Source organism: Mucilaginibacter panaciglaebae (assembly GCF_039539265.1).
Classification (GTDB): Bacteria; Bacteroidota; Bacteroidia; order Sphingobacteriales; family Sphingobacteriaceae; genus Mucilaginibacter; species Mucilaginibacter panaciglaebae.
In genome coordinates, this window is record NZ_BAABCV010000013.1 from 14,667 (window position 1) to 40,980 (window position 26,314).

The 26,314-nt window shown below is 42.5% G+C and carries 22 protein-coding genes; 11 read left to right on the top strand and 11 right to left on the bottom strand.

All coding sequences use genetic code 11. From position 1 onward, the window contains the following. Nucleotides 1–129: 129 nt before the first annotated feature. The 5 genes from ABD772_RS15935 (at nucleotide 130) to ABD772_RS15955 (ending at nucleotide 6,765) form a co-directional block, all read left to right on the top strand. Nucleotides 130–2,349, top strand: coding sequence for a RelA/SpoT family protein (locus ABD772_RS15935; protein ID WP_345106680.1), 2,220 nt, complete (start codon nucleotides 130–132; stop codon nucleotides 2,347–2,349). A gap of 122 nt (nucleotides 2,350–2,471) precedes the next feature. Beyond that, nucleotides 2,472–2,939, top strand: coding sequence for a Fur family transcriptional regulator (locus ABD772_RS15940; protein WP_345106683.1), 468 nt, complete (start codon nucleotides 2,472–2,474; stop codon nucleotides 2,937–2,939). A gap of 38 nt (nucleotides 2,940–2,977) precedes the next feature. Next, the gene (locus ABD772_RS15945; protein ID WP_345106686.1) at nucleotides 2,978–4,255 is read left to right on the top strand and encodes an adenylosuccinate synthase; all 1,278 of its coding nucleotides are present in this window, start codon (nucleotides 2,978–2,980) and stop codon (nucleotides 4,253–4,255) included. A 50-nt stretch (nucleotides 4,256–4,305) separates the two neighbouring features. Further along, on the top strand, nucleotides 4,306–5,574 hold the full coding sequence (locus ABD772_RS15950) for an anthranilate synthase component I family protein (RefSeq protein WP_345106688.1): 1,269 nt from the start codon (nucleotides 4,306–4,308) through the stop codon (nucleotides 5,572–5,574). Nucleotides 5,575–5,658: 84 nt separating this feature from the next. Then, a complete protein-coding gene (locus tag ABD772_RS15955) occupies nucleotides 5,659–6,765 on the top strand; it encodes an FAD-dependent monooxygenase (RefSeq protein WP_345106691.1) in 1,107 nt (368 codons plus the stop codon). Nucleotides 6,766–6,785: 20 nt separating this feature from the next. On the opposite strand, the gene ABD772_RS15960 is transcribed toward ABD772_RS15955, so the two are convergent. The 4 genes from ABD772_RS15960 to ABD772_RS15975 form a co-directional block, all read right to left on the bottom strand. After that, nucleotides 6,786–7,586 (bottom strand): M48 family metallopeptidase, encoded by an 801-nt coding sequence (locus ABD772_RS15960; RefSeq protein WP_345106693.1) that lies wholly within the window; start codon nucleotides 7,584–7,586, stop codon nucleotides 6,786–6,788. A 63-nt stretch (nucleotides 7,587–7,649) separates the two neighbouring features. Continuing rightward, on the bottom strand, nucleotides 7,650–8,294 hold the full coding sequence (gene plsY, locus ABD772_RS15965) for a glycerol-3-phosphate 1-O-acyltransferase PlsY (RefSeq protein WP_345106695.1): 645 nt from the start codon (nucleotides 8,292–8,294) through the stop codon (nucleotides 7,650–7,652). 92 nt (nucleotides 8,295–8,386) lie between these two features. Beyond that, entirely contained in the window at nucleotides 8,387–9,232 is an 846-nt protein-coding gene (gene nadC / locus ABD772_RS15970; protein ID WP_345106697.1) for a carboxylating nicotinate-nucleotide diphosphorylase, read from the bottom strand. Between the two features lie 82 nt (nucleotides 9,233–9,314). Further along, the gene (locus ABD772_RS15975; protein ID WP_345106699.1) at nucleotides 9,315–10,337 is read right to left on the bottom strand and encodes an alpha/beta fold hydrolase; all 1,023 of its coding nucleotides are present in this window, start codon (nucleotides 10,335–10,337) and stop codon (nucleotides 9,315–9,317) included. Nucleotides 10,338–10,413: 76 nt separating this feature from the next. Here ABD772_RS15975 and gpmI point away from each other — a divergent pair, with 76 nt between their 5' ends. Together gpmI and ABD772_RS15985 are read left to right on the top strand one after the other, a co-directional pair. Next, nucleotides 10,414–11,937, top strand: a complete 1,524-nt coding sequence (gene gpmI / locus ABD772_RS15980) for a 2,3-bisphosphoglycerate-independent phosphoglycerate mutase (protein ID WP_345106701.1) — start codon at nucleotides 10,414–10,416, stop codon at nucleotides 11,935–11,937. A 29-nt stretch (nucleotides 11,938–11,966) separates the two neighbouring features. Continuing rightward, nucleotides 11,967–12,593 (top strand): hypothetical protein, encoded by a 627-nt coding sequence (locus ABD772_RS15985; protein ID WP_345106703.1) that lies wholly within the window; start codon nucleotides 11,967–11,969, stop codon nucleotides 12,591–12,593. Here ABD772_RS15985 and ABD772_RS15990 read toward each other — a convergent pair. After that, a complete protein-coding gene (locus tag ABD772_RS15990) occupies nucleotides 12,574–13,203 on the bottom strand; it encodes a tetratricopeptide repeat protein (protein WP_345106705.1) in 630 nt (209 codons plus the stop codon). The genes ABD772_RS15985 and ABD772_RS15990 overlap by 20 nt on opposite strands. 360 nt (nucleotides 13,204–13,563) lie before the next feature. Here ABD772_RS15990 and lon point away from each other — a divergent pair, with 360 nt between their 5' ends. Continuing rightward, nucleotides 13,564–16,041 (top strand): endopeptidase La, encoded by a 2,478-nt coding sequence (gene lon / locus ABD772_RS15995; RefSeq protein WP_345106707.1) that lies wholly within the window; start codon nucleotides 13,564–13,566, stop codon nucleotides 16,039–16,041. Between the two features lie 54 nt (nucleotides 16,042–16,095). Continuing rightward, on the top strand, nucleotides 16,096–17,046 hold the full coding sequence (locus ABD772_RS16000) for a lipid A deacylase LpxR family protein (RefSeq protein ID WP_345106709.1): 951 nt from the start codon (nucleotides 16,096–16,098) through the stop codon (nucleotides 17,044–17,046). On the opposite strand, the gene arfB is transcribed toward ABD772_RS16000, so the two are convergent. Further along, nucleotides 17,043–17,453 carry an alternative ribosome rescue aminoacyl-tRNA hydrolase ArfB gene (gene arfB / locus ABD772_RS16005; protein WP_345106711.1) on the bottom strand — a complete coding sequence of 137 codons (411 nt, stop codon included), beginning with the start codon at nucleotides 17,451–17,453 and terminating at the stop codon, nucleotides 17,043–17,045. The two genes, ABD772_RS16000 and arfB, sit on opposite strands and share 4 nt — an antisense overlap. Nucleotides 17,454–17,542: 89 nt before the next feature. Here arfB and cmk point away from each other — a divergent pair, with 89 nt between their 5' ends. After that, a complete protein-coding gene (cmk, locus tag ABD772_RS16010) occupies nucleotides 17,543–18,229 on the top strand; it encodes a (d)CMP kinase (protein WP_345106713.1) in 687 nt (228 codons plus the stop codon). A gap of 1 nt (nucleotide 18,230) precedes the next feature. Here cmk and ABD772_RS16015 read toward each other — a convergent pair whose 3' ends face one another. Together ABD772_RS16015 and ABD772_RS16020 are read right to left on the bottom strand one after the other, a co-directional pair. After that, on the bottom strand, nucleotides 18,231–18,695 hold the full coding sequence (locus ABD772_RS16015) for a deoxycytidylate deaminase (RefSeq protein WP_345106715.1): 465 nt from the start codon (nucleotides 18,693–18,695) through the stop codon (nucleotides 18,231–18,233). Between the two features lie 112 nt (nucleotides 18,696–18,807). Beyond that, nucleotides 18,808–20,424, bottom strand: coding sequence for an MFS transporter (locus ABD772_RS16020; protein WP_345106717.1), 1,617 nt, complete (start codon nucleotides 20,422–20,424; stop codon nucleotides 18,808–18,810). 160 nt (nucleotides 20,425–20,584) lie between these two features. On the opposite strand from ABD772_RS16020, the gene ABD772_RS16025 reads away from it, so the two are divergent. Next, nucleotides 20,585–21,238, top strand: coding sequence for a LysE family translocator (locus tag ABD772_RS16025; RefSeq protein ID WP_345106720.1), 654 nt, complete (start codon nucleotides 20,585–20,587; stop codon nucleotides 21,236–21,238). Between the two features lie 84 nt (nucleotides 21,239–21,322). Here ABD772_RS16025 and ABD772_RS16030 read toward each other — a convergent pair whose 3' ends face one another. From ABD772_RS16030 to ABD772_RS16040, 3 genes are all read right to left on the bottom strand, one after another. After that, complete coding sequence (locus ABD772_RS16030; RefSeq protein WP_345106722.1) at nucleotides 21,323–23,230, bottom strand: amidophosphoribosyltransferase; 1,908 nt, start codon at nucleotides 23,228–23,230, stop codon at nucleotides 21,323–21,325. A gap of 175 nt (nucleotides 23,231–23,405) precedes the next feature. Continuing rightward, nucleotides 23,406–24,713, bottom strand: a complete 1,308-nt coding sequence (locus ABD772_RS16035) for an ammonium transporter (protein WP_345106724.1) — start codon at nucleotides 24,711–24,713, stop codon at nucleotides 23,406–23,408. A 109-nt stretch (nucleotides 24,714–24,822) separates the two neighbouring features. After that, complete coding sequence (locus ABD772_RS16040) at nucleotides 24,823–26,313, bottom strand: NADH-quinone oxidoreductase subunit N (protein WP_345106727.1); 1,491 nt, start codon at nucleotides 26,311–26,313, stop codon at nucleotides 24,823–24,825. Nucleotide 26,314: the final 1 nt, after the last annotated feature.

The following is a 26,314-nucleotide window of genomic DNA, read 5'->3' on the forward strand; positions in this document are numbered from 1 at the left end:
TATCAAAAGCCCGAATAATTTCATAAATTTACCTATTACAAAATTAGTGCAATTTTTTTTTGCATTTCAATATAACATGCAATTTAATTATTTATTGCCTGTTATAATATACGTGGATATAGCCTTATAATGAAAGAATTAGTAATTGACCTGGAAGCTGAGAAGACCGAGATACTAAAACGATATCGGGCCTTGTTGCGTGCAAGTAAATCGACTCTGCAAAAGGGCGACAAACGCATGATACGCAAGGCCTTTGATATGGCATTAGAGAGCCATAAGGATATGCGCCGCAAATCTGGCGAGCCCTATATATATCACCCTATTGCCGTTGCCCAGATAGCTGCCGAAGAAATTGGCCTGGGTACTACGTCAATTGTGTGTGCGCTATTGCATGACGTTGTTGAAGACACGGATGTAACGCTTGACGAAATTGAACAGGAGTTTGGTAAAAAGGTAGCCAAGATCATTGACGGCCTTACTAAAATATCGGGCGTGTTTGACACCAACAGCTCTTTACAGGCCGAAAACTTCAGAAAAATGCTGCTTACCCTGGCCGACGACGTGAGGGTGATCCTGATAAAACTGGCTGACCGCCTGCATAACATGCGCACCATGGAGTTTATGCCTCGCGATAAGCAGTTGAAAATATCGTCAGAAACGATTTACCTGTATGCGCCACTAGCGCATCGCCTGGGCTTATATGCCATAAAATCTGAAATGGAGGACCTTTCCATGAAATACATGGAGCGCGAAACCTACCAGTTCATCAAAAATAAACTGAACGAGAAAAAGACTGAGCGCGAGAAATTTATCCGTGACTTTATCGAGCCGGTAAAGAAAGTATTATCTGTACAAGGTTTAGATGCAGACGTTTTTGGCAGGCCTAAATCTATACATTCTATCTGGACCAAGATGAAGAAAAAGTCTGTTCCGTTTGAAGAAGTATATGACTTGTTTGCTATTCGTGTAATTCTCGACAGCTCGCCCGAAAATGAAAAGGCTGATTGCTGGAAAGCCTATTCTATTGTTACCGACTTGTACCGCCCAAATCCCGACCGTTTACGCGACTGGATATCATCGCCAAAGGCCAATGGTTATGAGTCGCTGCACACCACAGTGATGGGTCCGCGCGGGCAATGGGTCGAGGTACAAATACGCACCAAACGCATGAATGAGATTGCCGAAAAGGGTTTTGCGGCACATTGGAAATACAAGGAGTCTTCGACGGACAGCGGCCTTGACCAATGGGTACAAAAGGTACGTGACATGCTAAAAAATCCAGAGTCGAACGCATTAGAGTTCCTGGATGATTTCAAGATGAACCTGTTTTCTGACGAGATATTCATCTTTACGCCCAAAGGCGCACTCATACAGTTGCCATTAAACGCAACGGCGCTTGATTTTGCTTTTGAGATACACACCGATGTAGGCGCAAGCTGTATTGGTGCCAAGGTTAACCATAAACTGGTACCGCTAAGCTACAAATTGCAAAACGGTGATCAGGTGGAGGTGATTACCTCGAGCAAGCAGGTACCTAAAGAAGATTGGCTAAACTTTGTGGTTACTGCCAAGGCTAAGGCAAAGATCAAGTCGGCTTTAAAAGAGGAGAAACGTAAGATTGCCGAAGATGGCAAAGAAATATTGGAGCGCAAGCTAAAATCGTTAAAGATCACTTACAACTCGGAGAATATCCACAAGATCAGCTATTTCTTTAAGTTGCCCTCAACGCAAGATCTGTTTTTCAATGTCGCCAAAGGCCTCATTGATATGAAGGACCTGAAGGAATATCAACTATCTGAAAAAGTTGTTGAGAATAAGCCTCAGGATAAGATAGACAGCGAGCAACTGCAAGGTTTGCTGCGCAATATCAAAGCTAAAGACAGCGACATTTTGCTTATTGGCGAGGATATGCAGAAGATTGACTACAAATTGGCCAATTGCTGTAACCCCATCCCCGGCGATGACGTGTTTGGTTTTATTACCGTAAGCGACGGCATCAAGATACACCGTACCAACTGCCCGAACGCAGCTAAGCTGATGGCCAACTATGGTTACCGCGTGGTTAAGGCCCGCTGGACTAATCAGCAGGAACTGGCCTTCCTGACCGGTTTACGTATTACCGGTATTGATGATGTAGGTTTGATTAACCGCCTTACCACCGTTATATCAAATGACTTTAAGGTGAATATGCGCTCTATAACCGTCGATAGCGATAATGGTATATTTGAGGGCTCTATTATGGTTTATGTGAACGATACTGAACACCTGGATAATCTGATCAAGAAGCTAAAGACCGTAAACGGCGTTACCGCAGTAACGAGATTTGATGCCATCGATAAAGCGTCCTGATTGTAGAGACAAGAATTAAGAGCCAGGATCAAGACTTTTAAAGTCACATTTATCTTGACTCTTGATTCCCGGCTCTTAATTCTTGATTCTAAATGTTACCTTTGATACTTCAATAAAACACTATGTCCCAACAGGAAACTATAGATATGGTAAAAAAAATATTTGAGGCTTACCTTGAAAATAAAGCGTTGCGTAAAACCCCCGAACGCTTTGCCATACTGGAAGAGATATACTCACGCAACGACCATTTCGATGTGGAATCGCTTTATATCCACATGAAAAATAAAAAATACCGCGTGAGCCGGGCAACCGTTTATAATACGCTTGAGCTATTGGTATCATGCGACCTGGTGACTAAGCACCAGTTTGGTAAGAACATGGCGCAATTCGAGAAATCGTACGGCTACAAGCAGCACGACCATATCATTTGCATAGATTGCGGTAAGGTGGTTGAGTTTTGCGATCCGCGTATCCAACAGATTCAAAGTATGATGGGCGGACTGTTGAAATTCGACATCAAACATCACTCTTTAAATCTTTATGGCAATTGTGAAAAACTAAAAGAGGGCTTTTGCGACAGAAAAGTATAACTTTGGCCCCTTATTAGTTAATATTCTATAAATTTATAATGGCTGTTGACGTATTATTAGGCCTCCAGTGGGGCGACGAAGGAAAAGGAAAAATTGTTGACGTATTAAGCGCAGGCTATGACCTGATAGCTCGTTTCCAGGGTGGCCCGAATGCCGGCCACACGCTTGAGTTTGACGGTAAGAAGTTTGTACTAAACACTATCCCTTCGGGTATATTCTTTGACAACACAGTTAACCTGATTGGTAACGGTGTGGTTATTGATCCAATCACCCTTAAAAAAGAGATTGATAAACTGAAAGATGCAGGCCATGACTTACTGGCGAAAAACAACTTATTGATTGCCAAAAAAGCACACCTGATATTACCTACCCACCAATTGCTTGATGCCGCAAACGAAAAGAAAATGGGCGAAGGCAAGATCGGTTCGACGCTTAAAGGTATTGGCCCAACTTACATGGACAAAACCGGTCGTAACGGTTTGCGTGTAGGCGATATTACTTTGCCTGACTTTAAAGACCGCTACCAAAAACTGGTTGAGAAGCATGTTTCTATGCTAAAGGCTTTGTATGGTGAGGTTGCCGATTTTAGTGAGCGTGAAGCCGCATTCTTTGAAGCTATCGACCTGATGAGTAAATTCCGGCTGGTTGATTCAGAACATTTTGTAAACGACTATCTTCGAAAAGGTAAAAAAATATTGGCCGAAGGTGCCCAAGGCACTATGCTGGATATCGACTTCGGGTCATATCCGTTTGTTACCTCATCAAATACAACTACTGCCGGTGCTTGTACAGGTTTAGGTATTGCACCGTCAACTATAGGCGATGTGATCGGTATTTTCAAAGCTTACTGTACCCGCGTTGGCGGTGGTCCTTTCCCTACCGAGTTAAACGATGCTACCGGCGAGGAATTGCGTAAAGTAGGCCATGAGTTTGGTGCAACTACCGGTCGCCCGCGCCGTACGGGTTGGATTGACTTGCCTGCTTTAAAATATGCTATCATGCTAAACGGGGTTACCCAAATGGTAATGACAAAGGCGGATGTACTAAGCGGTTTTGATAAGATATACGCTTGTACACATTATACTTATTTAGGCGAGAAGATAGACTATATGCCTTACGATATCTGCTCGGTTGATGCTGTGCCGGTATTGAAAGAAATTGACGGCTGGAACGAAGACCTGACCGGTATTACTGAGACATCCGAAATCCCTGCCAAATTACAGTCATATATCGACTACCTGGAGCAAGAGCTTGGTGTACCGATCAAATGGCTGTCGGTAGGTCCGGACAGAAAACAGACTTTAACACTGCACTAATATAAAGTCCCGGCAAGCCGGGACTTTTCTTTTTTGCTTAAATTTACGGTATGATTTTGCAGATAACTGACCTGGATTTATTCAAGCAAAAAGCGCTGCAGTGGGCGGCAGGTTTTGATGCATGCAGTTATCTGGACTCCAATAGTTTCAATGATCCTTATTCTAAGTTTGACACACTAATTGCTGCCGGGATAAAAGATGGCATTACTTTAAATACCGGCAAAGCTTTTAGCGAATTGGAAAAATTTCGCAAAATGCATCCCGGTTGGCTAACCGGCTTTTTTAGTTATGATCTAAAAAACGAAGTAGAACAATTATCGTCAGAAAACCAGGACCACCTGCATTTTCCTGATCTATTTTTTTTCGCGCCACAAAATTTGATTCTCATTAACAACGGCCTGGTAGAAATTATTGCGGCTGATGCGCAAGCTGTATTAAAAGCTATTGATGCACAGGTGCAGGCCGATTATCAACCCAATAACATACACCCCAAGGCACGTTTCAGCAAAGCCGATTATGTCACTTCGGTCAACCAGATCAAAGGCCACATCGCCCGCGGAGATATCTATGTAACAAACTTCTGCCAGGAGTTTTTTGCTGATGATGCGGTTATCCACCCGGTGTCCACCTTTTTACAACTTAATCGCGTATCGCCTACCCCATTCGGTACTTTTTATAAGTGGATGGATAACTACATCCTCTGCGCATCGCCTGAGCGTTTTTTGGCTAAGCGTGACAACAAACTGATATCGCAACCAATAAAAGGCACCGCCAAACGAGGCCAAACGGCAGAAGAGGACGAAGCCATTAAAATACAGTTACGTCATCAGGCTAAAGAACTACAGGAAAATGTAATGATCGTTGACCTGGTGCGTAACGACCTTACGCACTCAGCCAAACCGGGAACGGTGAAAACTGAGGAGCTATTTGGTATTTATACTTTCAATCAGGTACATCAAATGATATCTACCGTCGCTTGTGAGTTAAATAATGGCATCAGTGCTGTTGACGCTATCCGCAATACATTTCCCATGGGCAGCATGACCGGCGCGCCTAAAATACGCGCTATGCAGTTAATGGAAAAATACGAACGCAGCAAGCGCGGCATATATTCGGGTGCGATAGGCTATTTCAGTCCGAATAACGATTTTGATTTTAATGTGGTGATCCGCACCTTGCTTTATAATGCAAAAGACAAGTACCTGTCTTTCCAAACAGGCAGTGCCATAACCTACCATGCCGATGCCGAAAGAGAATATGATGAATGCCTGCTTAAGGCAAAAGCTATTTTAGAGGTTTTGGGGCAGTCTATAGCTTAACCGGCATAAACCGCGTCAAACTGCTTTTAAATTGTTAGCTTTAAATTGCATATAACTACTTATATACAATTAGTTATATTAATCATGAAACAAATTGATACTGTAAATATTATTGGTGGCGGAATAGCAGGTTTGACAACCGCTTTAGCTTTAAAAACAAACGGTATTAATTACGAGCTGTTTGAACAAAGCCCTGAAATAACTTATCAAAATGTAGCACTAGGAATAAGTGCCAATATCCGTCATATATTGAAAGAATGGGATATTTTAGAAGAAACAAAACAACTAGGTACAGAAATATATGACTTTCACCTGGTAGACAACAAGCTAAACTACCTCAAATCTTTTAAGTTGCCGAAACCAGCTTTATCCGTACACAGGCGACAATTTCATAAACTATTATATAGTCGTCTGGATGCTCAGCATATCCATTTAAATACCCAAAAATCGATCGGCGACTTCGGTGAAAATGAGGTCGTGATATCGGCAGATGGTATTAATTCATCAATAAGGCAGGAAATCTATCCCAATCTCAAACTTCGCGACTCCAACCAGATCCTTTTTCGTGGAATCAGCGAAATGGTACTTGACAAAAAATTCCAAAACTCATATCATGACTTTGTTGGCCAAAACTTAAGGTTTGCAATAATTCATATGGGTGGAAATTATTACAGTTGGTATGTCATCAAAGAGAAAAAAACTTTCGAGGAAGTTTTATTTGACAAAGCAGCTTTAAAATCATACTTTAAAAACTATCATGCTATTGTGCATCAGGTCATTGACAGTTCAGAAAATATTTACCCGGCAGAGCTTTTGGATATTGATCCAAAAAGCCGTAGAGGTTTAGAATGGTTCAACAAGAATACGCTGTTAATTGGCGATGCGATTCATCCTACAACGCCAAATATGGCAAACGGTGCTTGCCTTGCTATGGAGGATTCCTACCTTTTGGCGGGTTTACTTAGCCACGAAAATTTGACCTTGCGCCAAATTTTTGAAGTCTTTCAGAAAAGTAGGACATCAAAAGTAAATCCAGTTGTTTTTTACTCGTGGTGGTTTGGAAAAGTGGTACATCAGAATAATAAGATTATCGATGATTTAGTTAAATTAGGAATGGCATTAACACCGCGATTTTTGTTTGACAAAATTTATTCGAACGTCTTAATTGAGACGAACATCAAAAACCGGTAACCACCTGATTACTAATCTTTTTATTTATTATAATATTTCATCGCTTCGGGTATTAACTTTTCAATAGCAGCAATACGGGTTGCATCCGCGGGGTGCGTACTTAAAAACTCTGGCTGAGCGCCGCCTTTGTTCTGTGCTTGCATGCGCTTCCAAAAGGCTAAAGCTTCATGCGGGTCATAGCCTGCCATAGCCATAAAGGTTAGCCCAAGTCGATCGGCTTCTGATTCCTGATCTCTTGAGTATTTTAACAACGCCAACTGACCGCCTATACCATAAGCTTGATTTATCAACAGCTGTGTAGTTTGCGATTGTCCGCCTGCCGCCGCACCTACAACCGCTCCGCCGGCTTGTGCTGCCAATTGCTGAGACATCCGCTCGGCCGAGTGGCGAGCTATAGCATGGCCAATCTCGTGGCCCATAACAGTAGCCAGCCCTGCATCATTTTGAGTAACAGGTAATATCCCACTGTATATGGCAACTTTGCCGCCCGGCATACACCAGGCATTTACTTCGCTGCTTTGTATCAGGTTAAATTCCCAGTTAAAGTGATATTGATCGGCGTAGCCGTTCTGTTTCAAATACCGCTCAATAGCTGCAGATAATTGGCCACCTATACGCTTAACCCGCTGCGCGTCCGATCCGCTGGCAACCACCTTTGTTTTAGGATCTGATAACAATTGCGAATAACTGGCCGCCGCCGCTTGATTGATCTCAGCGTCGCCTACCAGACTTAACTGCCTGCGGCCAGTAAGCGGCACTGTGGCGCACGAATATATTATAGTAAATAATACAAATAATAACAGTGGTTTTGTCGCTTTCATAAATAGTTTTTAGGGAAACACTATAAACAATAACGACAATATGTGCAGAATGTTTGGGTTTGTTTATGCCTCTTTCTTTTTGAAGAGATTAACCTTATTCTCTGTGCCCCGTATCAAACGCTCGAGATTTTTTTGGTGGGTAACCAAAATAAGCAGGAACATACACATGCCGTATATCACCACCGACCGGTTGCTGGGAAAGACAAATGTGACGCCGATGAGGTAGGTAAATCCGGCTAAAATAGAACCTAACGATACGTATCTGAAAATTAGTAACACTAAAATGAACACCAACACGCAAAGTAGCGCTGCCTGCAGGTGTATAGCCAATATCATACCCAATAAGGTGGCTATGCCTTTGCCTCCTCTAAACCCTGCAAAGATGGGGAACAGATGGCCCATAACGGCTGCAATACCTAAGGCAAGGGCATAATTAGTGTAAGAGTTAGAATGTACGCCACCAGTTGTGGTGACACCTATAAAATATGCAAGATTGGTAGCAGTGAATCCTTTAAGGATATCCAGCAGCATAACAGGTATGCCGGCCTTTTTGCCGAGAACCCGAAAAGTGTTAGTAGCCCCTGCATTACCACTGCCATACTCGCGGACATCAATTCCATAAAATGCCATACCTATCCAAACAGCCGTTGGAATAGAACCAAATAGATAAGCAAGTATTAACGCTGAAATTGAATAAGGGGTTATCATATCGACGCAATATTATAAATTGATGAGCGCACTAACAAGTTTATTCATATTTAGCAACACAGGATAAAATTCTAAAATTGCCGTAAAACAGCCTATTTAATCGCCTTTAAACTCAGATCCAGGCATTTAACCGAATGGGTCAATGCACCGATAGACACATAGTCGATACCGCAATTTGCATAATCGCGTACGTTGTCAACAGTGATACCTCCGGAGGCCTCAGTGATATAGCGCCCTTCTATGATATTTACAGCCTGTTTAAGGTCTGTAAAGTTAAAGTTGTCTAACAGGATACGATCAACACCACCGGTCCGAAGCACCTCATCCAGCTCTTCCTGGTTACGTACTTCTATTTCGATGGCCAGCTTTTTGCCCGTTTTTTCGATATATTGATGTGCATTCTCTATAGCGCGCGCAATCCCCCCGGAGTAGTCCACATGGTTATCCTTGATCAAGATCATATCGTACAAACCAAAGCGATGGTTAACACCGCCGCCTATGCGTACGGCCCATTTTTCCAGATAACGCATTCCCGGCGTGGTTTTACGGGTATCTAAGACTTGCGTATTAGTACCTTTCAACAAATCGACAATATGATCTGTATTGGTAGCGATGCCTGACATGCGCTGCATGCAGTTCAATACCAGGCGCTCGGCTGTCAATATACTAATGACGTTACCTTCCACCTCAAAAACAATGTCTTTGGGTTTTACCTCTGTACCGTCTTTAATAAAAATGTTTAGCTTTAGATTTTTATCTACGCGATGAAAAATATATTCAGCCAACTCGACACCGGCAATAATGCCGCTGTCTTTTACCAATAATTTTGCTTTACCTGTGGTGTCTGGCGGAATAGTTGCCAGTGAAGTATGATCGCCGTCGCCAACGTCCTCCTTCAAGGCGTTGTCAATAAACGGCTGTACAAGTTCTATATCCAAATCAGTTATTTTTTAGAAGGTTCAAAAGTAATAACATTTTTTCGGATGTGATAGTTTTCAAACACATCGAACACATTTGTTACTAATTTGCCAGCGCTTCTACAACGGCCTTGTGTGCATCGGCATTACCCAGATTGCCGCCCAGATGACCGGCATCATTATCAATCTCAACCAGTTTGGCGTTTACTGCTTTGGCAAAATCAATACAAGGTTTTGGGCTGACGATATGATCCTGAAGACAAGTAACAATGATCATCTTTGCCTTTACGTGCCTGGCTGTTTCTGCAAACGACCCGCCATAGGGTTTAGTGATATCAAATTGCGCCAGCGCGTTAGATTGATACCAGGTATCGTTCCAATCGCCGTGTTGTTGCGCTTCGACGTCCCTTAGCCAGCGACCAAAATCGTCATGCGGATGCGAACGAACTCTTTCCGCCGGAGTGGTCAGTACGGTTTCCCAAAACATATTGATGATAGTGATCTTTGGATTGACGGTATAATTGCCATGATTATATTCCGGATCGTTTTCCAGTAAGCGACGATAGATTTCGCCCCGCATATTATCATAACTGGTAAACTGCGGCGTGCCGACAATCGGGATCAGCAGATCCATAAAATCAGGATAACTCACCGCCCATTGAAAGGTTTGTATCCCGCCCATGGATATACCCATGACCGCTTTAACATGTTTAATGCCCAGATTTTGGGTGAGCAGAACATATTGACTTCCAATCATATCCGCAGCGCTGAATTCGGGAAACTTACGCCCATGCTGAGTTTTACTATTTGAGGGCGATGAGGATACACCATCGGCCAAAGCATCAATGATGATAAGGCAATAGCGCGTGGTATCAATAGCGCTGAAATTTGTCGGGTTGACAAGATCTCTGGAAACCCCGCCAAACCAAGTGAGGAAAACAACCGCGTTGCTTTTATCAGCATTCAATTTACCGAACATACGGTAGCCAATTTTGCAATCTTTTATAATGCCGCCGGATACTTTAAGGTCGCCAATGGAGGCTATTTGCTGATGGTTATCTTTTCGGCTTTGGGCATAAGTTAACGTCGCCAGAAATAAAAGAACAGGTAATATCATTTTTTTCATAGACAGGTACGATTGGTTTAACTAAGCTATATAAAAGAAATTATAATCTATCCGCTGTCAAGGTTATATTTGCGTCGTGGAAAATAAAAAGAAACTTGCATTAATTATATTGGACGGCTGGGGTTATGGCCGTAATGATCAGTCGAACGCTATTTTAGCTGCCAAGACGCCGTTTTTTGATTCGTTAATTGAAAAATATCCCAACTCAAAACTGGAAGCGTCGGGTATGGCTGTTGGTTTGCCGGACGGACAGATGGGTAACTCAGAAGTGGGACACATGAACCTGGGTGCAGGCCGCACCGTTTACCAGGAACTGGGCCGCATTAACAAAGCGGTTGATGACAATGAACTGGTAACCAACCCGACATTAAAAGCTGCTTTTGACTACGCTAAACAAAATAATAAAGACGTACACTTTATCGGCCTCGTGTCAGACGGTGGTGTACACTCACATATCAAACATTTAAAGGGGCTGTGCGATGTTGCTGTTGCCTTTGGCCTGAACAATGTATTTGTTCACGCCTTTTTAGACGGCCGTGATACCGACCCTAAATCTGGCCTGGGTTTTATCACCGAGTTAGAGAATCATATAGCAAACACACCGGTTAAACTTGCTTCGGCTATTGGCCGCTATTATGCTATGGACCGCGACAACCGCTGGGAGCGCGTTAAACAGGCTTACGATGTAATGGTTAATGGTGTGGGCGAACCAACCGGCGATGTTAAGCAAGCCATCAAAGAATCATACCTGAAAGACGTTACCGACGAGTTTATGCCGGCCATTGTTAAAACCAATGGCGAAGGTAAGCCAACGGCAGTAATTAAAGAAGGCGATGTGGTGATCTGCTTTAATTTCCGTACCGACCGCGGTCGCGAAATTACTGTGGCACTTACACAAAAAGCGTTTCCAGAGTACAACCTGCATCCGCTGAAGTTGTACTATGTAACCATGACCACTTACGACGAGACTTTTAAAGATGTTAAAGTGGTATTTACCAAGGAAGATCTGACCAAAACATTAGGCGAGATCATCCAGGATGCGGGCAAAAACCAGATACGTATTGCCGAGACGGAGAAATATCCGCACGTTACCTTTTTCTTTTCTGGTGGCCGCGAAAAAGAATTTAATAACGAGAAGCGCCTGATGGTGCCCTCGCCAAAAGTTGCTACTTACGATTTGCAACCTGAAATGAGCGCCGAGGGTATACGCGATGCCATAGTACCTGAATTGCAAAGCGGTTGGGCTGATTTAATTATACTAAACTTTGCCAACACCGACATGGTGGGCCACACTGGTGTTTTTAGTGCAGTAGTTACCGCCGCCGAGACCGCCGACCGCTGCACACAAACAGTAGTTGAAACCGGTTTAGCCAACGGTTATTCATTCATTATCCTGGCCGATCACGGTAATGCCGATTACATGATCAATGAAGACGGAACGCCAAATACAGCACATACCACTAACCTGGTGCCTTGCATTATCATAGACACAGACGTAACTTCTGTGAAAGACGGGAAGTTGGGTGATGTTGCACCAACTATATTGCATATCTTGGGTATTGAGATACCTAAAGAAATGAGCGGTAACGTTTTAGTGTAGAAAAAACAAATTGTCGATATATTATTTAAATGGCGCATAACACACCTTTACCGCTGCACAGCCCGACACGCCCCGTTTTAAAAGGGGATCATTACCGTGTAGGTCAGTATCGCTCAGTCTGGGTTATAGCCATACTTTTCTCTCTCCTACCCTCCTGCAAACCTGATAACATCCAAAATGATGTCAAGCCAAAGTATTTTGACCTTGCGGGATATTTCAAAGCTGATACGGCCAAATTGCGCAGGCTTAATCATCTTACCCTAAAAACGGTTACGCACAATGGCGCCAGCGAAACCAAAAAGATACATATTGATGATTGGGGATTGGAGTTAAGTTTATTCATACAGTCGGATATTAATAAACCGGCCTGGCGCGACAGCTACAATATACAACCGCGTAACAATGGTTCTGTAGTTTACATGGCCAAAACACCTGAATTGAGAACACGCGAGATAGCTATTGCCAGAAATGAAGACAAAAGCATTAAATGGATAATCATTCATAATGCCAGTAAAAATATTCTGTACCAAACTACTGAAGTGCTGACCTATTACCCAGACTCGTTGTATATTATCAATAAAACGCAGCACGTGCGCTTTTTGGGCACTAACAAATATTCTATAAAAGGGACATTAATTAATGATGCCCGACGATAGAGGCAAGTTTTTCTTTACAAACGTCAATCAGCGAGGCTATATCTTCCCTGCCTTTATCAGCATCCAATACTTTTTGAAAATCGGCTATAGCAGATTTTAATGAGCTGGCGCCCCGGTTTTTGTCAAAGAATTTGGTATTTTGTTGTGCACGAAAAAAGCCGTATTCTTTATAGGCCATTCCCCGGTTCTGATAAAAAGAGGTAATCTTGGCTTCAGCAGGATTAATGGAGATAGCTTTGGTTAAATCAATAATAGAACTGAGCAAATACTTTTCCTTTTCTGCCGGGTTTTTGCTATCCACACCCAAACGACATTGTGCCTTAGCACGGTAGTAATAGGCATGTGCATCGGCAGGATCAATGGCAATTTCTTTGGTAAAAGCAGCTATTGATTTTGCATAGTTTTCACTATGATAATAAGAGTAGCCTAGCATCCACAAAGCATTGGCATCTGTAGAGTCAATAAGACGACCTTTTTCCAGTTGAGCAATTGCTGCCTTAAAATTGCCGTCAATATACGCCTGCTGGCCGAGCTTGGTATAAGCGTTTTGAGACGCCGCACGTTCAACGGTCGAAAAAACCAGCAAGGACACTAATATTGATAACCTCATCAAAAGTTTAATATTTAAACAAATAGTATATAATTAACTGTCTATCAATAAAAATATTATAGGTATACCATTTTTTTTACCTCGGGCTTATCCTAATATTTCCCGGCCATAAGACTATGACTTTTTTTCATCTTTACCAATAATTTAAAAAACATTTACTAAAAACACCTTAAATTTATAACCACCAGGTAATCAAACCAATACATCTTCACATTGTTGGTTATATTTATATTACGTTAACTTGGCATCAGTCTTGAAACATAACACCAGGCGCGTAATAGTCGTTATTAGACTATGTTAAGTGGTCTGATTTTTATTACGGACTGACAACATGACGTTAATTTTATAAAAAAGTTATTGATGAGTTTTGACCCGTTTGATTTTAAGAGTGCTTTACCGGTAATAAATGAGGATTCAGAGTTTTTCCCTCTGATGTCTTCAGAAGATGAGGAGGAGATGAATAATGAACAGGTGCCAGATGTACTGCCAATTTTGCCATTGCGCAATACAGTGCTGTTTCCGGGAGTTGTAATTCCTATTACTGTTGGCCGTGATAAATCCATCAAGTTAATTCGCGATGCCAATAAAGGCAGCCGTATGATTGGTGTTGTATCGCAAAAAGATGTAGCAATTGAGGACCCCGCCTTTAGTCAGTTAAATAAAGTTGGTACAGTAGCGTTGATTATCAAAATGCTGCAAATGCCCGATGGTAACACTACGGTTATATTACAGGGCAAGAAACGCTTCTATTTAAAAGAAGAGGTACAAACCGAACCTTACATCAAAGCTACCATCGAGCCTTTTAAAGAGGTAAAAAAAGCTAAAGAAGACAAAGAATTCAAAGCCCTGATATCCTCAATCAAAGATCTGGCTATGAATATTATACAGCTATCGCCAAACATACCTAGCGAGGCTGGCATAGCGATCCGTAATATCGAGAGCACCTCGTTTTTGATGAACTTCATTTCATCAAACATGAATGCCGACATGACCGCGAAGCAAAAGTTGCTGGAGATTACCAATAGGCATGAAATGGCCAATACGGTGCTTGAGCATTTAACTACCGAGCTACAGCTGCTGGAGCTTAAAAATCAAATACAGACCCGCGTGCGTGTCGATCTGGATAAACAGCAACGCGATTATTTCCTGAATCAGCAAATCAAAACTATCCAGGAAGAATTGGGCGGTAGCACCGCCGATCTGGAAATCGAGAACCTGCGCCAGCGTGCGGCCAAAAAGAAATGGAATATTGAAGTAAAAAAACATTTTGATAAAGAGATTGAAAAACTGGCGCGTACCAACCCCGCCGCTGCTGATTACTCGGTACAGATAAACTACCTGGAATTGTTAGTTGACCTGCCTTGGGACGAATTTACTAAGGATAACTTCGACCTTAAACGGGCTCAAAAGGTATTAGATAAGGATCATTTTGGTTTAGACAAGGTAAAACAGCGCATCATTGAGTACTTAGCAGTACTTAAGTTAAAGCATAACATGAAAGCGCCGATACTTTGCCTGGTTGGCCCTCCGGGAGTTGGTAAAACGTCACTGGGTAAATCAATTGCCAAAGCTTTAGGCCGTAAATACGTGCGTATGGCTTTAGGTGGTATCCGCGATGAGGCTGAAATAAGAGGCCACCGTAAAACTTATATTGGCGCCATGCCGGGCCGCATTATCCAATCGATAAAAAAAGCTGGCGCGGCCAACCCTGTGTTTATTCTGGATGAGATTGATAAAGTGGGCAATGACTTCCGTGGCGATCCATCATCTGCTTTGCTTGAGGTATTAGATCCTGAGCAAAACGCCAATTTCTACGACCACTATGTAGAGATGGACTTTGACCTTTCGAATGTTATGTTCATCGCGACAGCAAACTCACTGAGCAGCATACAGCCTGCTTTGTTAGACCGCATGGAGATCATTGAGGTGAACGGATACACTATCGAAGAAAAAATAGAAATTGCCAAACAACACTTGTTGCCTAAACAACGTGAGGCACATGGGTTGAAAACCAAAGATATCATGCTAAAATCAGATGTCTTAGAAAAACTGATTGAGGATTATACACGCGAGTCGGGCGTACGTGGTTTAGAGAAAAAGATAGGCTCTGTAGTTCGTGGTACTGCTAAAAACATAGCACTTGAAGAACCATATAATACCATAGTAAGCAAACAGGATGTAGAAAAGATTCTGGGTGCCCCTATTTTTGACAAGGACCTTTACGAAGGCAATAATGTAGCCGGCGTGGTTACCGGCCTGGCCTGGACATCGGTAGGGGGCGATATTTTATTTATCGAAGCCAGCTTAAGTCCGGGTAAAGGCAGACTTACCTTGACCGGTAGTTTGGGTGATGTTATGAAAGAATCTGCAACTATCGCGTTAGCTTATTTACGTGCCCATGCTACAAATTTCGGCATCGACCCGAGGTTGTTTGATCAATGGGATATCCATGTACACGTTCCGGCCGGTGCAACACCAAAAGACGGCCCCTCGGCTGGCGTTACCATGCTTACTGCATTGACATCGGCATTTACTCAACGTAAAATAAAACCGCATCTGGCTATGACGGGCGAGATCACCCTGCGTGGTCGTGTATTGCCGGTGGGTGGTATTAAAGAAAAGATATTAGCAGCCAAACGCGCTAATATTAAAGAGATCATCCTTTGCAAATCGAACCAAAAAGATATACTCGAAATTAAGGAAAGCTATATTAAGGATCTGCAATTTCATTATGTTACAGAAATGCGCGAAGTAATTAACCTGGCCCTGCTCAATGAAAAAGTAATTGATCCGATTGATTTGACAGTAAAAGAAGATGTTAAACCCATTTTAAATTAATTTAGAGGCCCGTTATACCGACGGGCCTTTTTGATTCGAATTATATAAGCCTTAATGAAGAATATTTTTTTACCCCTACTGTTGATTTTGTCAGCTACCTGTGGTTTCGCACAAAACCATCGTGACGAATTTGGTATCCAAAGCGATAATGACTCTTACCTGGGCCAGGGCAGCGACCGCTATTACACAGACGGCTTATATTTTTATTTCAGGCATGCTTTAGATGTAAAAAACAATACTGACTTACAGAACAAGGTTTTAGGTTTTGACCTGGGACAAAAGATATTTAATCCGCAAAGTGGTGATGTACCTTCAGTTAATTATATCGACAGGCCATTTGCGGGCTATTTATACGCGGGCGCCAGCATGAATTATCTATATAAAAACGAGGCTAATTTAAAACTTGGCGTTCAAATTGGCATAGTAGGCCCGGCATCGGGGGCTCAGGAGGCGCAAAAGTGGGTTCATAAAAATTTTGGTTTTTACGCACCTAACGGCTGGCAATATCAGATCAAAAATGATGTGGAACTAAATTTATCTGGCCAGTATAACCGACTTATAGGCAGAGACACCGCACTTGACCTTTCATTTACATCGTATGCCAACCTGGGCACCGGTATTACCGGCGCCGGTGCGGGTGTTTTGCTGCGTTTAGGTGTGTTTAATCAACTATTTAATTCGGCCAGTACGCAGAGTTCTGTTATCGCCGACAACAGTATTACACCCTTATCTAAGCATGAGTTCTTTTTATACTACAAGCCTATGGCAAACGTGGTGGGTTATGACGCTACTATACAAGGCGGCCTATTCAGCAAAAAAGACGCAAGCAACATGGAAATAACTGCAGACCTGCAGCGCTTTGTTTTCAGCAATCAAATTGGGGTAACTTATGCTACTAAACGCTGGGTAATTGATGCCGCTGCTACCTTTCATTCAAAAGAAACCCCTTACATGCATCTGTCAGAAGCATGGGGATCAGCAACGGTATATTACAAGTTTAACTAGTAATCGAAATTGCGTTTGCGGTCTGCTTTTTTTGCCGCATTCTGCTTTTTATCATCCAAGCGTTTGGCTTTGGCTTGTTTGCTTGGTTTGGTGGCTTTCCGCGGCTTTTGTACGGTTAATGCCCGCAGCAATATATTTATTAAACGCTCTGTCGCTTTGGCTTTATTAAGATATTGACTACGCTCTTCATCGCAAATAATTTGCGCAAGGCCATCTTTGTTTAACCTACCGGTCAGCTTTTCGGTTAATCTTTGTTTTTCGTCATCGTTAAACAAAAGCGTAGCTTCTATCGAAAACAATAACTCGACCTTGCTCGACACTTTATTTACATTTTGACCGCCCTTGCCGCCGCTGCGCGAGGTTTTATAAACAACTTCTTTCTGCAAATCCTCCTTCGAAAAATTCATGCCTAAAGGTAAGAAAGTTAGGCGCACGATGGTGATTAGCGGTTGCCATCAAATTTAACTGCCAACTTTTTGCTACCTTAGTACCCGGTATGAGCAGCAATATTGTAGTAGCTATCGACGGGTATTCGTCATGCGGCAAAAGCACTTTAGCAAAGGCCCTGGCCAAAAAACTTCACTTTATTTATGTTGATAGCGGGGCGATGTACCGTGCTGTAGCGCTGTATTTTATACGCAACAATGTCGATTCCACCAATCATGATCAGATTGTTGAGGCATTAAAAAATATCCATTTAAACTTCCATTCGCGCGATTACCAGACACATATCACGCTGAACGATGAGGAGGTATCGGTCGAAATTCGACAGATGCCCGTGTCTGATAAAGTAAGCGAAGTAGCTGCTATAAAAGAAGTACGTAAAGAAATGGTACGTCAGCAGCAACGCATGGGCAAATCAAAAAATGTGGTGATGGATGGCCGCGATATTGGCACCGTGGTATTCCCGCATGCACAGATCAAACTGTTCATGACTGCCGATCCAAAAATCCGCGCTGAGCGCCGTTATAAAGAGCTGTTACCAACTAATCCTGATATGACCCTGGAGGAAGTGTTCGAGAACCTGGCACACCGCGATTATGCCGATACGACCCGTGAGGAGAGCCCATTAACCCGCGCAGAAGACGCCATTGTATTGGATAATACCAATCTTACTCCTGAGCAACAATTAAAACTAGCCTGCGATTTGGTGACGCCATTTTTAAACAAAGGAAACTGCTGATTTATACCGCCGCCTCTCCTTCGAGCATTAAGGTAGGCACTCCGAATCTGTTCAGAAAATCTACCCCTTCATCACTTGGGATACCTTTGTATTTAGCATACGATTTACTATAGTATACCTGTTTTATCCCTGCCGAAAATATTAGCCTGGCACAGGCAATGCATGGTGATAAGGTGGTATACAAAGTTGCCCCTTCTAATTTGGCACCACTTTTTACAGCATATAAAATCGCATTTTCCTCGGCATGTAAAGCTAACGAGCAACTGCCTTTAGAGTCGCGCGCGCAGCCGGTTTCGGGCCATTCTTCATCGCAGTTATGGGTACCAGCCGGGGGGCCGTTATAACCGATGGATATTATACGCGTATCCTGCGTTAATACTGCACCAACATGCGCCTTTACGCAATGCGAGCGCAAAGCCAGGTCAGTAGCCAATTTCATGAATATATGATCGAAGGAGGGCTTCATTAGTGATTTAGATTGGAGAGATCAGAGATTAATAAAAGCAAATAAGGTCAGAGGTTAGCTATTAGCGGGTTCTGCAACTAATCTCTAACCTCCGAACTCTAATCGCTGCACATTAATGCCCCCCGCTTTTTTCAACTTGTACGTGGTCAATGTTGATACCTTGTTTAATCAGCTCAACACGTACCTTCCAGGCAAAGAATACAATGTAAGCAAAGCCGATTACCGGAACAAGATATGATTGATGGATGCCAATGGTATCGGCCATTAAACCTTGTACCGGTGGAATGATAGATCCGCCCAAGATCATCATGATCAGGAACGCGGAACCCTGACCGGTATATTTGCCTAAGCCCGTAATAGCCAACGAGAAAATTGAAGGCCACATAATTGAGCAGCATAGGCCGCCACTAATAAATGCAAATACTGATACCATACCGGTAGAGAATAAACCTATCAGCATAAATATCATACCCAGCACACCTAAAGAAACCAATGTCCGTACGGGCTTTTGAGCGCCGATATAGAAAGCAATGATCATAATGGCGATACTGATAGCATAAATATACAAGTTGCTCACATCACTGCCGCTTGAGTGATTTACCAACAGAATAATGGCAAATGCGGCAAACGGAACAATAAGGGTCAAAATATTTTTAGCTGTTTTTGAGAAGTTGAATGCACCGATAGCACCTGTCCAGCGGCCAATCATCAAACTGCCCCAATAAAGTGATATAAATGGCGACATCTGGCTTTCAGTAAAACCACCAAAATCCGGCAATTTCAGTAATGCGCCCAGATTACTTTGAATGGTCACCTCGGTACCTACATAAGTAAAGATGGCAATCATCCCCAAAATCAACTGCGGGTATTGCATAGCGCCCCAACCCTCTTTGTTTTTCTGAGCTGATAGTAAGGAGCCTACCAGGGTAAAGATGATAATGGCCAGGGCCGCATAGATGTATGTGGCTTTGGCAATGCCGGTTGCAGCAGCCAGCTGGTCGGCTACCATGATCAAACAGAAAGCGAGGAACATAATAATTAGCGGCGGCGTAGGTTTTTTGCTGTTTTCTATCTTTTCGTCACTGGTAACTACCGGCAAGTTGGCAAAATAAAAGAAAACGGCTACCGCCAGGAATAAACCAGCCAAAATATAATACAGGGTATCGATTGATGAAAGTTTTACATCGCTGGTTGATGACGCACCCTGCGCCGAACCAAACAATACCAAACTAACTACAATAGGGCCTAACAAACCGCCTATATTGTTAATAGCGCCAGCAAAATTCAACCGATTCGAACCGGTTTCAGGCGGGCCTAAAGCTACTACGAAAGGGTTAGCTGCTGTTTGCTGCAATGAGAAACCCAATGCTACGATAAATAAAGCTCCTAATATAAAAATGAATGATCCGGTAGCTACTGCAGGTATCATACACAACGCACCGCCCGCCGAAATAACCAGCCCCAAAACGATACCGTTTTTATAACCCAACTTGTTTAAAATGTCAACCTTAGTTGCCTGCGAAGCAAAGTATAGAATTAACGAACCGATAAAATATCCGCCGTAAAAGGTAAAGTCTATTAACTGCGACTCAAATTGAGTCAGATGAAAATGTGTTTTACAAAAAGGGATGAAGATACCGTTTGAGGCCGCCAAAAAGCCCCAGAAGAAGAATACGGTGACCAGTGTGTACAAAGCCGACCCGTAACTTTTGGTGTTATTTTCTTTCATTTTATCAGTTGTATTGAAATTGGTTTTAAACCACTAACATAACTATTTTTTATAATTCTATTACGTTAATTTAATAAACATACCACATTAAAGTTTCTTTGTATAAGCGATAAAAATCGCATCTTCGCATACTTTAAACTGAACAAACGTTGCAGATTAAATGATAGAAGCTGTTATTTCAGGTATTGGGATTGGCATAGTGCTCACGTTTTTGACAGGCCCGGTGTTTTTTTCTTTGATTAAAACCAGTATAGAGCGTGGCTTTCATGCAGGGGTTTTCCTGGCACTGGGTGTTGTATGCAGCGACGTTGTTTTTGTAGGTTCGATATTATTCGGTTCACAATTTTTTGAAGTTTCGGCGCACACCAAAACTATTGCAGGGGTTATAGGCAGTATCATCTTGTTTGTTGTAGGGGTACGCTATATTGTTAAAAAAGCCAAAGTAAATTACGAGAATACACAGCCTACGGGCCTCAAGCGCACCGGATATTTTCTAAAAGGTTTCCTGATGTGCATTTTTAACCCGACACTACTGTTTCATTGGATCACCGTTATTGGTACCGCCAGTACCATTTACCGTAGCGACACACACAACCGTTCTTTCAAAATTGCCATCATGTTTTTAACCATTCTGATTGTGCAATTTGGGTTAGATACTACCAAGGCTTTTTATGCCAATAAGCTTCGCGATCGTATATCAGAGAAATTTGTACACCGTTTAAATGAGGTTGCAGGTATTGCGCTTATTATCGCATCGCTGATACTGCTGGATAAATTAGTGACTCACTACGTTTTTTCTGCGCCAACAGTATAATACTACAGTGAGAGGATAAAAATATTTATGAAACAGAAAAGGCGAAAGTTAACTTTCGCCTTTTCTGTTTTAATTTACCTAAGCTTACATATAAGCTCTCTGATTCTTACCTTCCATCCAATTAACAAAGGCGCGGTTCACTACCTTGTTGCCACCTGGTGTTGGAAAATCGCCTGAAAAATACCAGTCGCCGGTATGGTCGGGGCAGGCTTTGTGCAGGTTATCTAAAGTTTGGTAAATAACCTTAACCTCGGCTTTTATATCTTTTGGAGTGATGATTTTCGCTATGCGGTCAGAAATTTCCTGATCAGTAAACGGCTCGTAAATAGCTTTAACATAGTTAACAGCTTTTTCTTTTGGCAATGCCGCACTGGCTAAACATTGATTGTAAACATCAGTAATAATATGCTCTTTACCCTGTTCTTTCAATAGGCTTATTGCAGCTTCAAAAGCTACAAACTCGCCCATACGAGACATGTCAATACCATAACAATCCGGATAACGGATCTGTGGAGCTGACGATACTACTACAACCTTTTTAGGGCCTAAACGATCTAATATCTTTAGTATACTTTGTTTCAAAGTGGTGCCCCGGACAATTGAGTCATCCAGAACTACTAAAGTATCGGTGTCTCGATTAATCAATCCGTAAGTGGTGTCATATACATGGGCCACCATTTCGGTACGGTCAGCATCCTGGGTAATGAAAGTACGCAGCTTGACATCCTTAATAGCTATCTTCTCGACACGCGGTGCCATGCAAAGCACCTCGGTTAGTTCTTCTTCACTTATTTTATCCTCACGGTTTAGCAGGCGATCGCGCTGGTATTTTTTGATGTATTTGTGCACCCCTTCTACCATGCCATAAAAGGCAACTTCGGCAGTGTTAGGGATGTAAGAGAATACCGTGTTTTTGACATCATTATCCACAGCCTCCAATATTTGCGGACAAAGCAACCGGCCCAACTGTTTACGCTCGCGATAGATAGACGAGTCACTGCCTCTTGAAAAATAAATACGCTCAAAAGAACATGATTTCTTTTCAAGCGGCTCGCTGAACATATCTTCGGTAATCTTACCGTTTTTCTTTACAATCAGCGCATGTCCGGGCCGTATTTCTTTAATTTCTTCTGCCGGGATATTAAATGCAGTTTGTATAGCAGGGCGCTCTGATGCAGCCACTACAATCTCATCGTTATAATAATAAAATGCCGGGCGAATGCCTACAGGGTCGCGCATTACAAAGGCATCGCCGTGGCCCAGCATACCGGCAATGGTATAGCCACCGTCCCAGTTACGGGCCGATTTTTGCAGTATCTTAGCCACATCCATATCATTGGCTATCAGCTTACTGATCTCGGCATTGTCATTCAGCCCTTCGCGTTTGTATTGGTCAAACAGGCCCTGTACCTCAGTATCAATAAAGTGGCCCATCTTTTCCAGTACGGTAACTGTATCGGCTTTTTCTTTCGGATGCTGCCCCAGGTCGTACAATTGCTGCAGTAACTCGTCAACATTAGTCATGTTAAAGTTACCGGCAATAACCAGGTTACGGGTCATCCAGTTGTTTTGACGCAGAAAGGGGTGGCAGCTTTCGATGCTGTTTTTGCCGTGGGTACCATAACGCAAATGGCCCAATAACACTTCGCCGGTAAAGCTTACGTGCTCTTTGAGCCATTCGGTATCAGCCATTTTTTCCGGCGATTCCTTTTGTATTTCGGCAAACTTCTTCTGGATATATTCAAATATATCAGCAACCGCGTTCGACGCCATCGATCGGTGCCGGCTAATGTACCGCTTACCCGGTTCAATATCCAGTTTAATGGTAGCAACCCCGGCACCATCCTGGCCCCGGTTGTGTTGTTTTTCCATTAAAAGATAAAGCTTGTTTAAGCCATACAGTGCAGTACCGTATTTTTTTTGATAATAAGACAGTGGCTTTAAAAGGCGGATAAATGCCACACCGCACTCGTGTTTAATCTGATCGCTCATGATTGATTATGGAGCAGCAAAGTTAACTTTTAAACCAATACTATGCGCACCCCAATTGTCATTAAATCGTATTAAATATTAACAACATTTAAACGTCGTATTATCTCCATTTAAACAAAAAGGCGGCCCAGGGCCGCCTTCCAATTATGGTCTATAGATTGCTTGGAGATCTCTGTTATAATTTCTCCCCGTGCTGGCTGATGTCCAGGCCAATAACCTCATCTTCTGCTGATACCCGTAGCGGAGAGATCATATCGGTGATTTTCAACAGTAATAATGATCCGAAGAAAGCGAATATCGATACCAGGATTAAAGCTAAAACCTGAATTAGAAATAAATGTGATTCACCAAAGAACAAACCGTTACCTGTAGTATTACTGTGGTTAACGTTTTGATTAGCAAACACACCGGTAAGCAACATACCTACCATACCACCTACACCATGACAAGGGAAAACATCCAAAGTATCATCAATAGATGTGCCGGTACGCCACTCAACCACCAGGTTACTAATCACTGCTGATATAATACCGATAGCTAACGAGTGAGGTATAGATACGTAACCGGCAGCCGGCGTAATTGCAACCAAACCAACTACGGCGCCAATACAAGTACCCATTGCCGATGGTTTGCGGCCCTTCAGCATATCAAAAAATATCCAGGTTAAACCGGCAGCAGCCGAAGCAGTGGTACTGGTTGCTAACGCGATAACGGCTAAGTGGTTTGCGCCAAATGCAGATCCGGCGTTGAAGCCAAACCATCCAAACCATAACAAGCCGGTACCAATTAATACATAAGTAATACGTGCAGGCGAATGGCTGACTTCGTTTCTTTTCTTTAGGTATAAGGCTGATGCTAACGCCGCCCACCCTGCAGACATGTGTACAACGGTACCGCCTGCAAAGTCAAGTACACCTAATTTAGCTAATAAGCCATCCGGATGCCAGGTTGCATGCGCCAGGGGCGAGAATATAAAAATGCTGAATAGAATAAGAAAAATGATATACGAGTTGAAGCGGATACGTTCTGCAAATGCACCAGTAATCAATGCTGGAGTTATAATAGCAAATTTTAACTGGTACATAGCAAACAACAACAGCGGAATAGTAGGTGCCGATTTCCAGGTGGTGTTACCCAACATACCCTTCATCATAAAATAAGTGGCAGGGTTCCCTATTATACCATGAAAACTATCGCCAAAGGCTAAGCTGAACCCAAAAATACCCCACATTACGGTGATGATTACCATACAGATTACGCTTTGCAGCATGGTTGAGATGACATTCTTTTTGTTAACCATACCACCATAAAAGAATGCCAAACCCGGGGTCATAATCAAAACCAGGGCGGTTGACATCAGCATCCAGGCGATATCGCCTGTGTTAAAATGAGTATTTCCGGTGTTCTTAAATTCTACGGAAGGAAAAATAAAGGTTAGGATTAAAATCCCAACAACAAGAAAAAACGGAAAGTAGCGCTTCATATAAATTCTATACAATAATTTTAAAAAACGGCTGAAATTATGATTAATATCATAAATAATCGAAAAAAATGTCAAATTTTTATTAAAAAAATGACAAATCGGGAGATTTTTATAAAAAGCTACTTAACCAATCTGGAAAAATACCTAATAACAGCAAAACAATTGCTATAATTAGTGATGTAATCAAAAGAAAAAGTGACTGCGGTACAGATTCGGCCACCTCGGCATGCTTTAAGAATAGATATAAAGGTATTTTGATATAATAAAATAACGAAATAACGGTAGTAATAGCCCCGGTTATTGTTAAAATAAGCAGCCAAACGTCATGATTTGCGGTATAACTGCTATAAACAGCCGAAAAAACCAACAATTTTCCGGCAAAACCCGCACTAACAGGCAGTCCGGTTAACGAAATCAGGATAATTACGAAAGAAATTGATGCGACCGGGTATTTTAGCCCCAATCCTTTATAACTGTCTACGTTTTCTGATTGGGTAATACCCGTAAAATATGACACCAACATCAACGCACCGATGTTAGCCAGTATATAAACTGCTAAATAAAACCCAAGCGCTCTAATACCTTGCTCATTAAACGTGACTACAGCCATTAACGCAAAGCCGGTATGGCCGATGCTTGAGTAAGCCAACAGGCGTTTAACATTTTTTTGCATTACCGCAGCAAAGTTGCCTGCTATCATGGTAATCACACCGATAACAGACAAGCAAAGGCCAAAATCAAAGGCCTTCCAGGCAGGCGTTATAATAAATGGTGTCAGAAAATTGATCAGCAGGGCAAAGCCGGCTACCTTTGGCAGTGTCGACAAAAATGCAGTGATGGGTGTGGATGCGCCTTCATACACATCAGGCACCCAAAAATGAACAGGCACAAAGGATAGTTTGAACCCAATGCCAATTAGTACCAACACCAGTGCAAAAATGGCGGCTGTCTTATTTACCCCAATAAGCCCGGCGATAAAGCTATTATCAAACAATCCTAAAGTACCCGTAAAACCATACAGTAAGGATATGCCATAAAGCATAACTGCCGATGACGCCGCACCAAACAATACATATTTTAGCCCCGCCTCAGTACTGAGAGCGTTTTCTGCCCGATAAGCCACTAACAGATATGAAGCTATAGATACCATCTCGATAGCCAGATAAACAGACAGCAGGTTAACGGCCAGAGTCATTAAATGCAGTCCGAAGATAGCAGCGATAGTTATGGAATACAGATCGGATAACTTCTTCGGATGCGCTTTGAGTTGCTCGTCCCAACCAAAATATAACAGCAGGATAAAAGCACCCGCGTCAATGATCAATCGCAGAATGACAGACAACTCTGTCTCCAGCAACATGCCGCTAAACAGTAATCTGCCCTGCCCCGCCAATAGCGATATCTGCTGGATATCTTTAGATATTACCAACACAATACCTAAGCAAGCTACAATACGGCATAGCTTTTCTGAATTGCGGCCAAAAAGCAGATCAGTAATTAATACCACCAAAAATAAAAGCGACAGGCAGATCTCTGGTGCGATGTATTTCAGATCGCCCAGTATACCGGTTAGTTGCGCGCTTATATCGGGTAATAACATA

Bases quoted from the DNA above. Each gene is read 5' to 3' on its own strand.
- ABD772_RS15935 (WP_345106680.1), top strand. From the start codon at position 130: ATGAAAGAATTAGTAATTGACCTGGAAGCTGAGAAGACCGAGATACTA.
- ABD772_RS15940 (WP_345106683.1), top strand. From the start codon at position 2,472: ATGTCCCAACAGGAAACTATAGATATGGTAAAAAAAATATTTGAGGCT.
- ABD772_RS15945 (WP_345106686.1), top strand. From the start codon at position 2,978: ATGGCTGTTGACGTATTATTAGGCCTCCAGTGGGGCGACGAAGGAAAA.
- ABD772_RS15950 (WP_345106688.1), top strand. From the start codon at position 4,306: ATGATTTTGCAGATAACTGACCTGGATTTATTCAAGCAAAAAGCGCTG.
- ABD772_RS15955 (WP_345106691.1), top strand. From the start codon at position 5,659: ATGAAACAAATTGATACTGTAAATATTATTGGTGGCGGAATAGCAGGT.
- ABD772_RS15960 (WP_345106693.1), bottom strand. From the start codon at position 7,586: ATGAAAGCGACAAAACCACTGTTATTATTTGTATTATTTACTATAATA.
- plsY (WP_345106695.1), bottom strand. From the start codon at position 8,294: ATGATAACCCCTTATTCAATTTCAGCGTTAATACTTGCTTATCTATTT.
- ABD772_RS15975 (WP_345106699.1), bottom strand. From the start codon at position 10,337: ATGAAAAAAATGATATTACCTGTTCTTTTATTTCTGGCGACGTTAACT.
- ABD772_RS15985 (WP_345106703.1), top strand. From the start codon at position 11,967: ATGGCGCATAACACACCTTTACCGCTGCACAGCCCGACACGCCCCGTT.
- ABD772_RS15990 (WP_345106705.1), bottom strand. From the start codon at position 13,203: ATGAGGTTATCAATATTAGTGTCCTTGCTGGTTTTTTCGACCGTTGAA.
- lon (WP_345106707.1), top strand. From the start codon at position 13,564: ATGAGTTTTGACCCGTTTGATTTTAAGAGTGCTTTACCGGTAATAAAT.
- ABD772_RS16000 (WP_345106709.1), top strand. From the start codon at position 16,096: ATGAAGAATATTTTTTTACCCCTACTGTTGATTTTGTCAGCTACCTGT.
- arfB (WP_345106711.1), bottom strand. From the start codon at position 17,453: ATGAATTTTTCGAAGGAGGATTTGCAGAAAGAAGTTGTTTATAAAACC.
- cmk (WP_345106713.1), top strand. From the start codon at position 17,543: ATGAGCAGCAATATTGTAGTAGCTATCGACGGGTATTCGTCATGCGGC.
- ABD772_RS16015 (WP_345106715.1), bottom strand. From the start codon at position 18,695: ATGAAGCCCTCCTTCGATCATATATTCATGAAATTGGCTACTGACCTG.
- ABD772_RS16020 (WP_345106717.1), bottom strand. From the start codon at position 20,424: ATGAAAGAAAATAACACCAAAAGTTACGGGTCGGCTTTGTACACACTG.
- ABD772_RS16025 (WP_345106720.1), top strand. From the start codon at position 20,585: ATGATAGAAGCTGTTATTTCAGGTATTGGGATTGGCATAGTGCTCACG.
- ABD772_RS16030 (WP_345106722.1), bottom strand. From the start codon at position 23,230: ATGAGCGATCAGATTAAACACGAGTGCGGTGTGGCATTTATCCGCCTT.
- ABD772_RS16035 (WP_345106724.1), bottom strand. From the start codon at position 24,713: ATGAAGCGCTACTTTCCGTTTTTTCTTGTTGTTGGGATTTTAATCCTA.
- ABD772_RS16040 (WP_345106727.1), bottom strand. From the start codon at position 26,313: ATGTTATTACCCGATATAAGCGCGCAACTAACCGGTATACTGGGCGAT.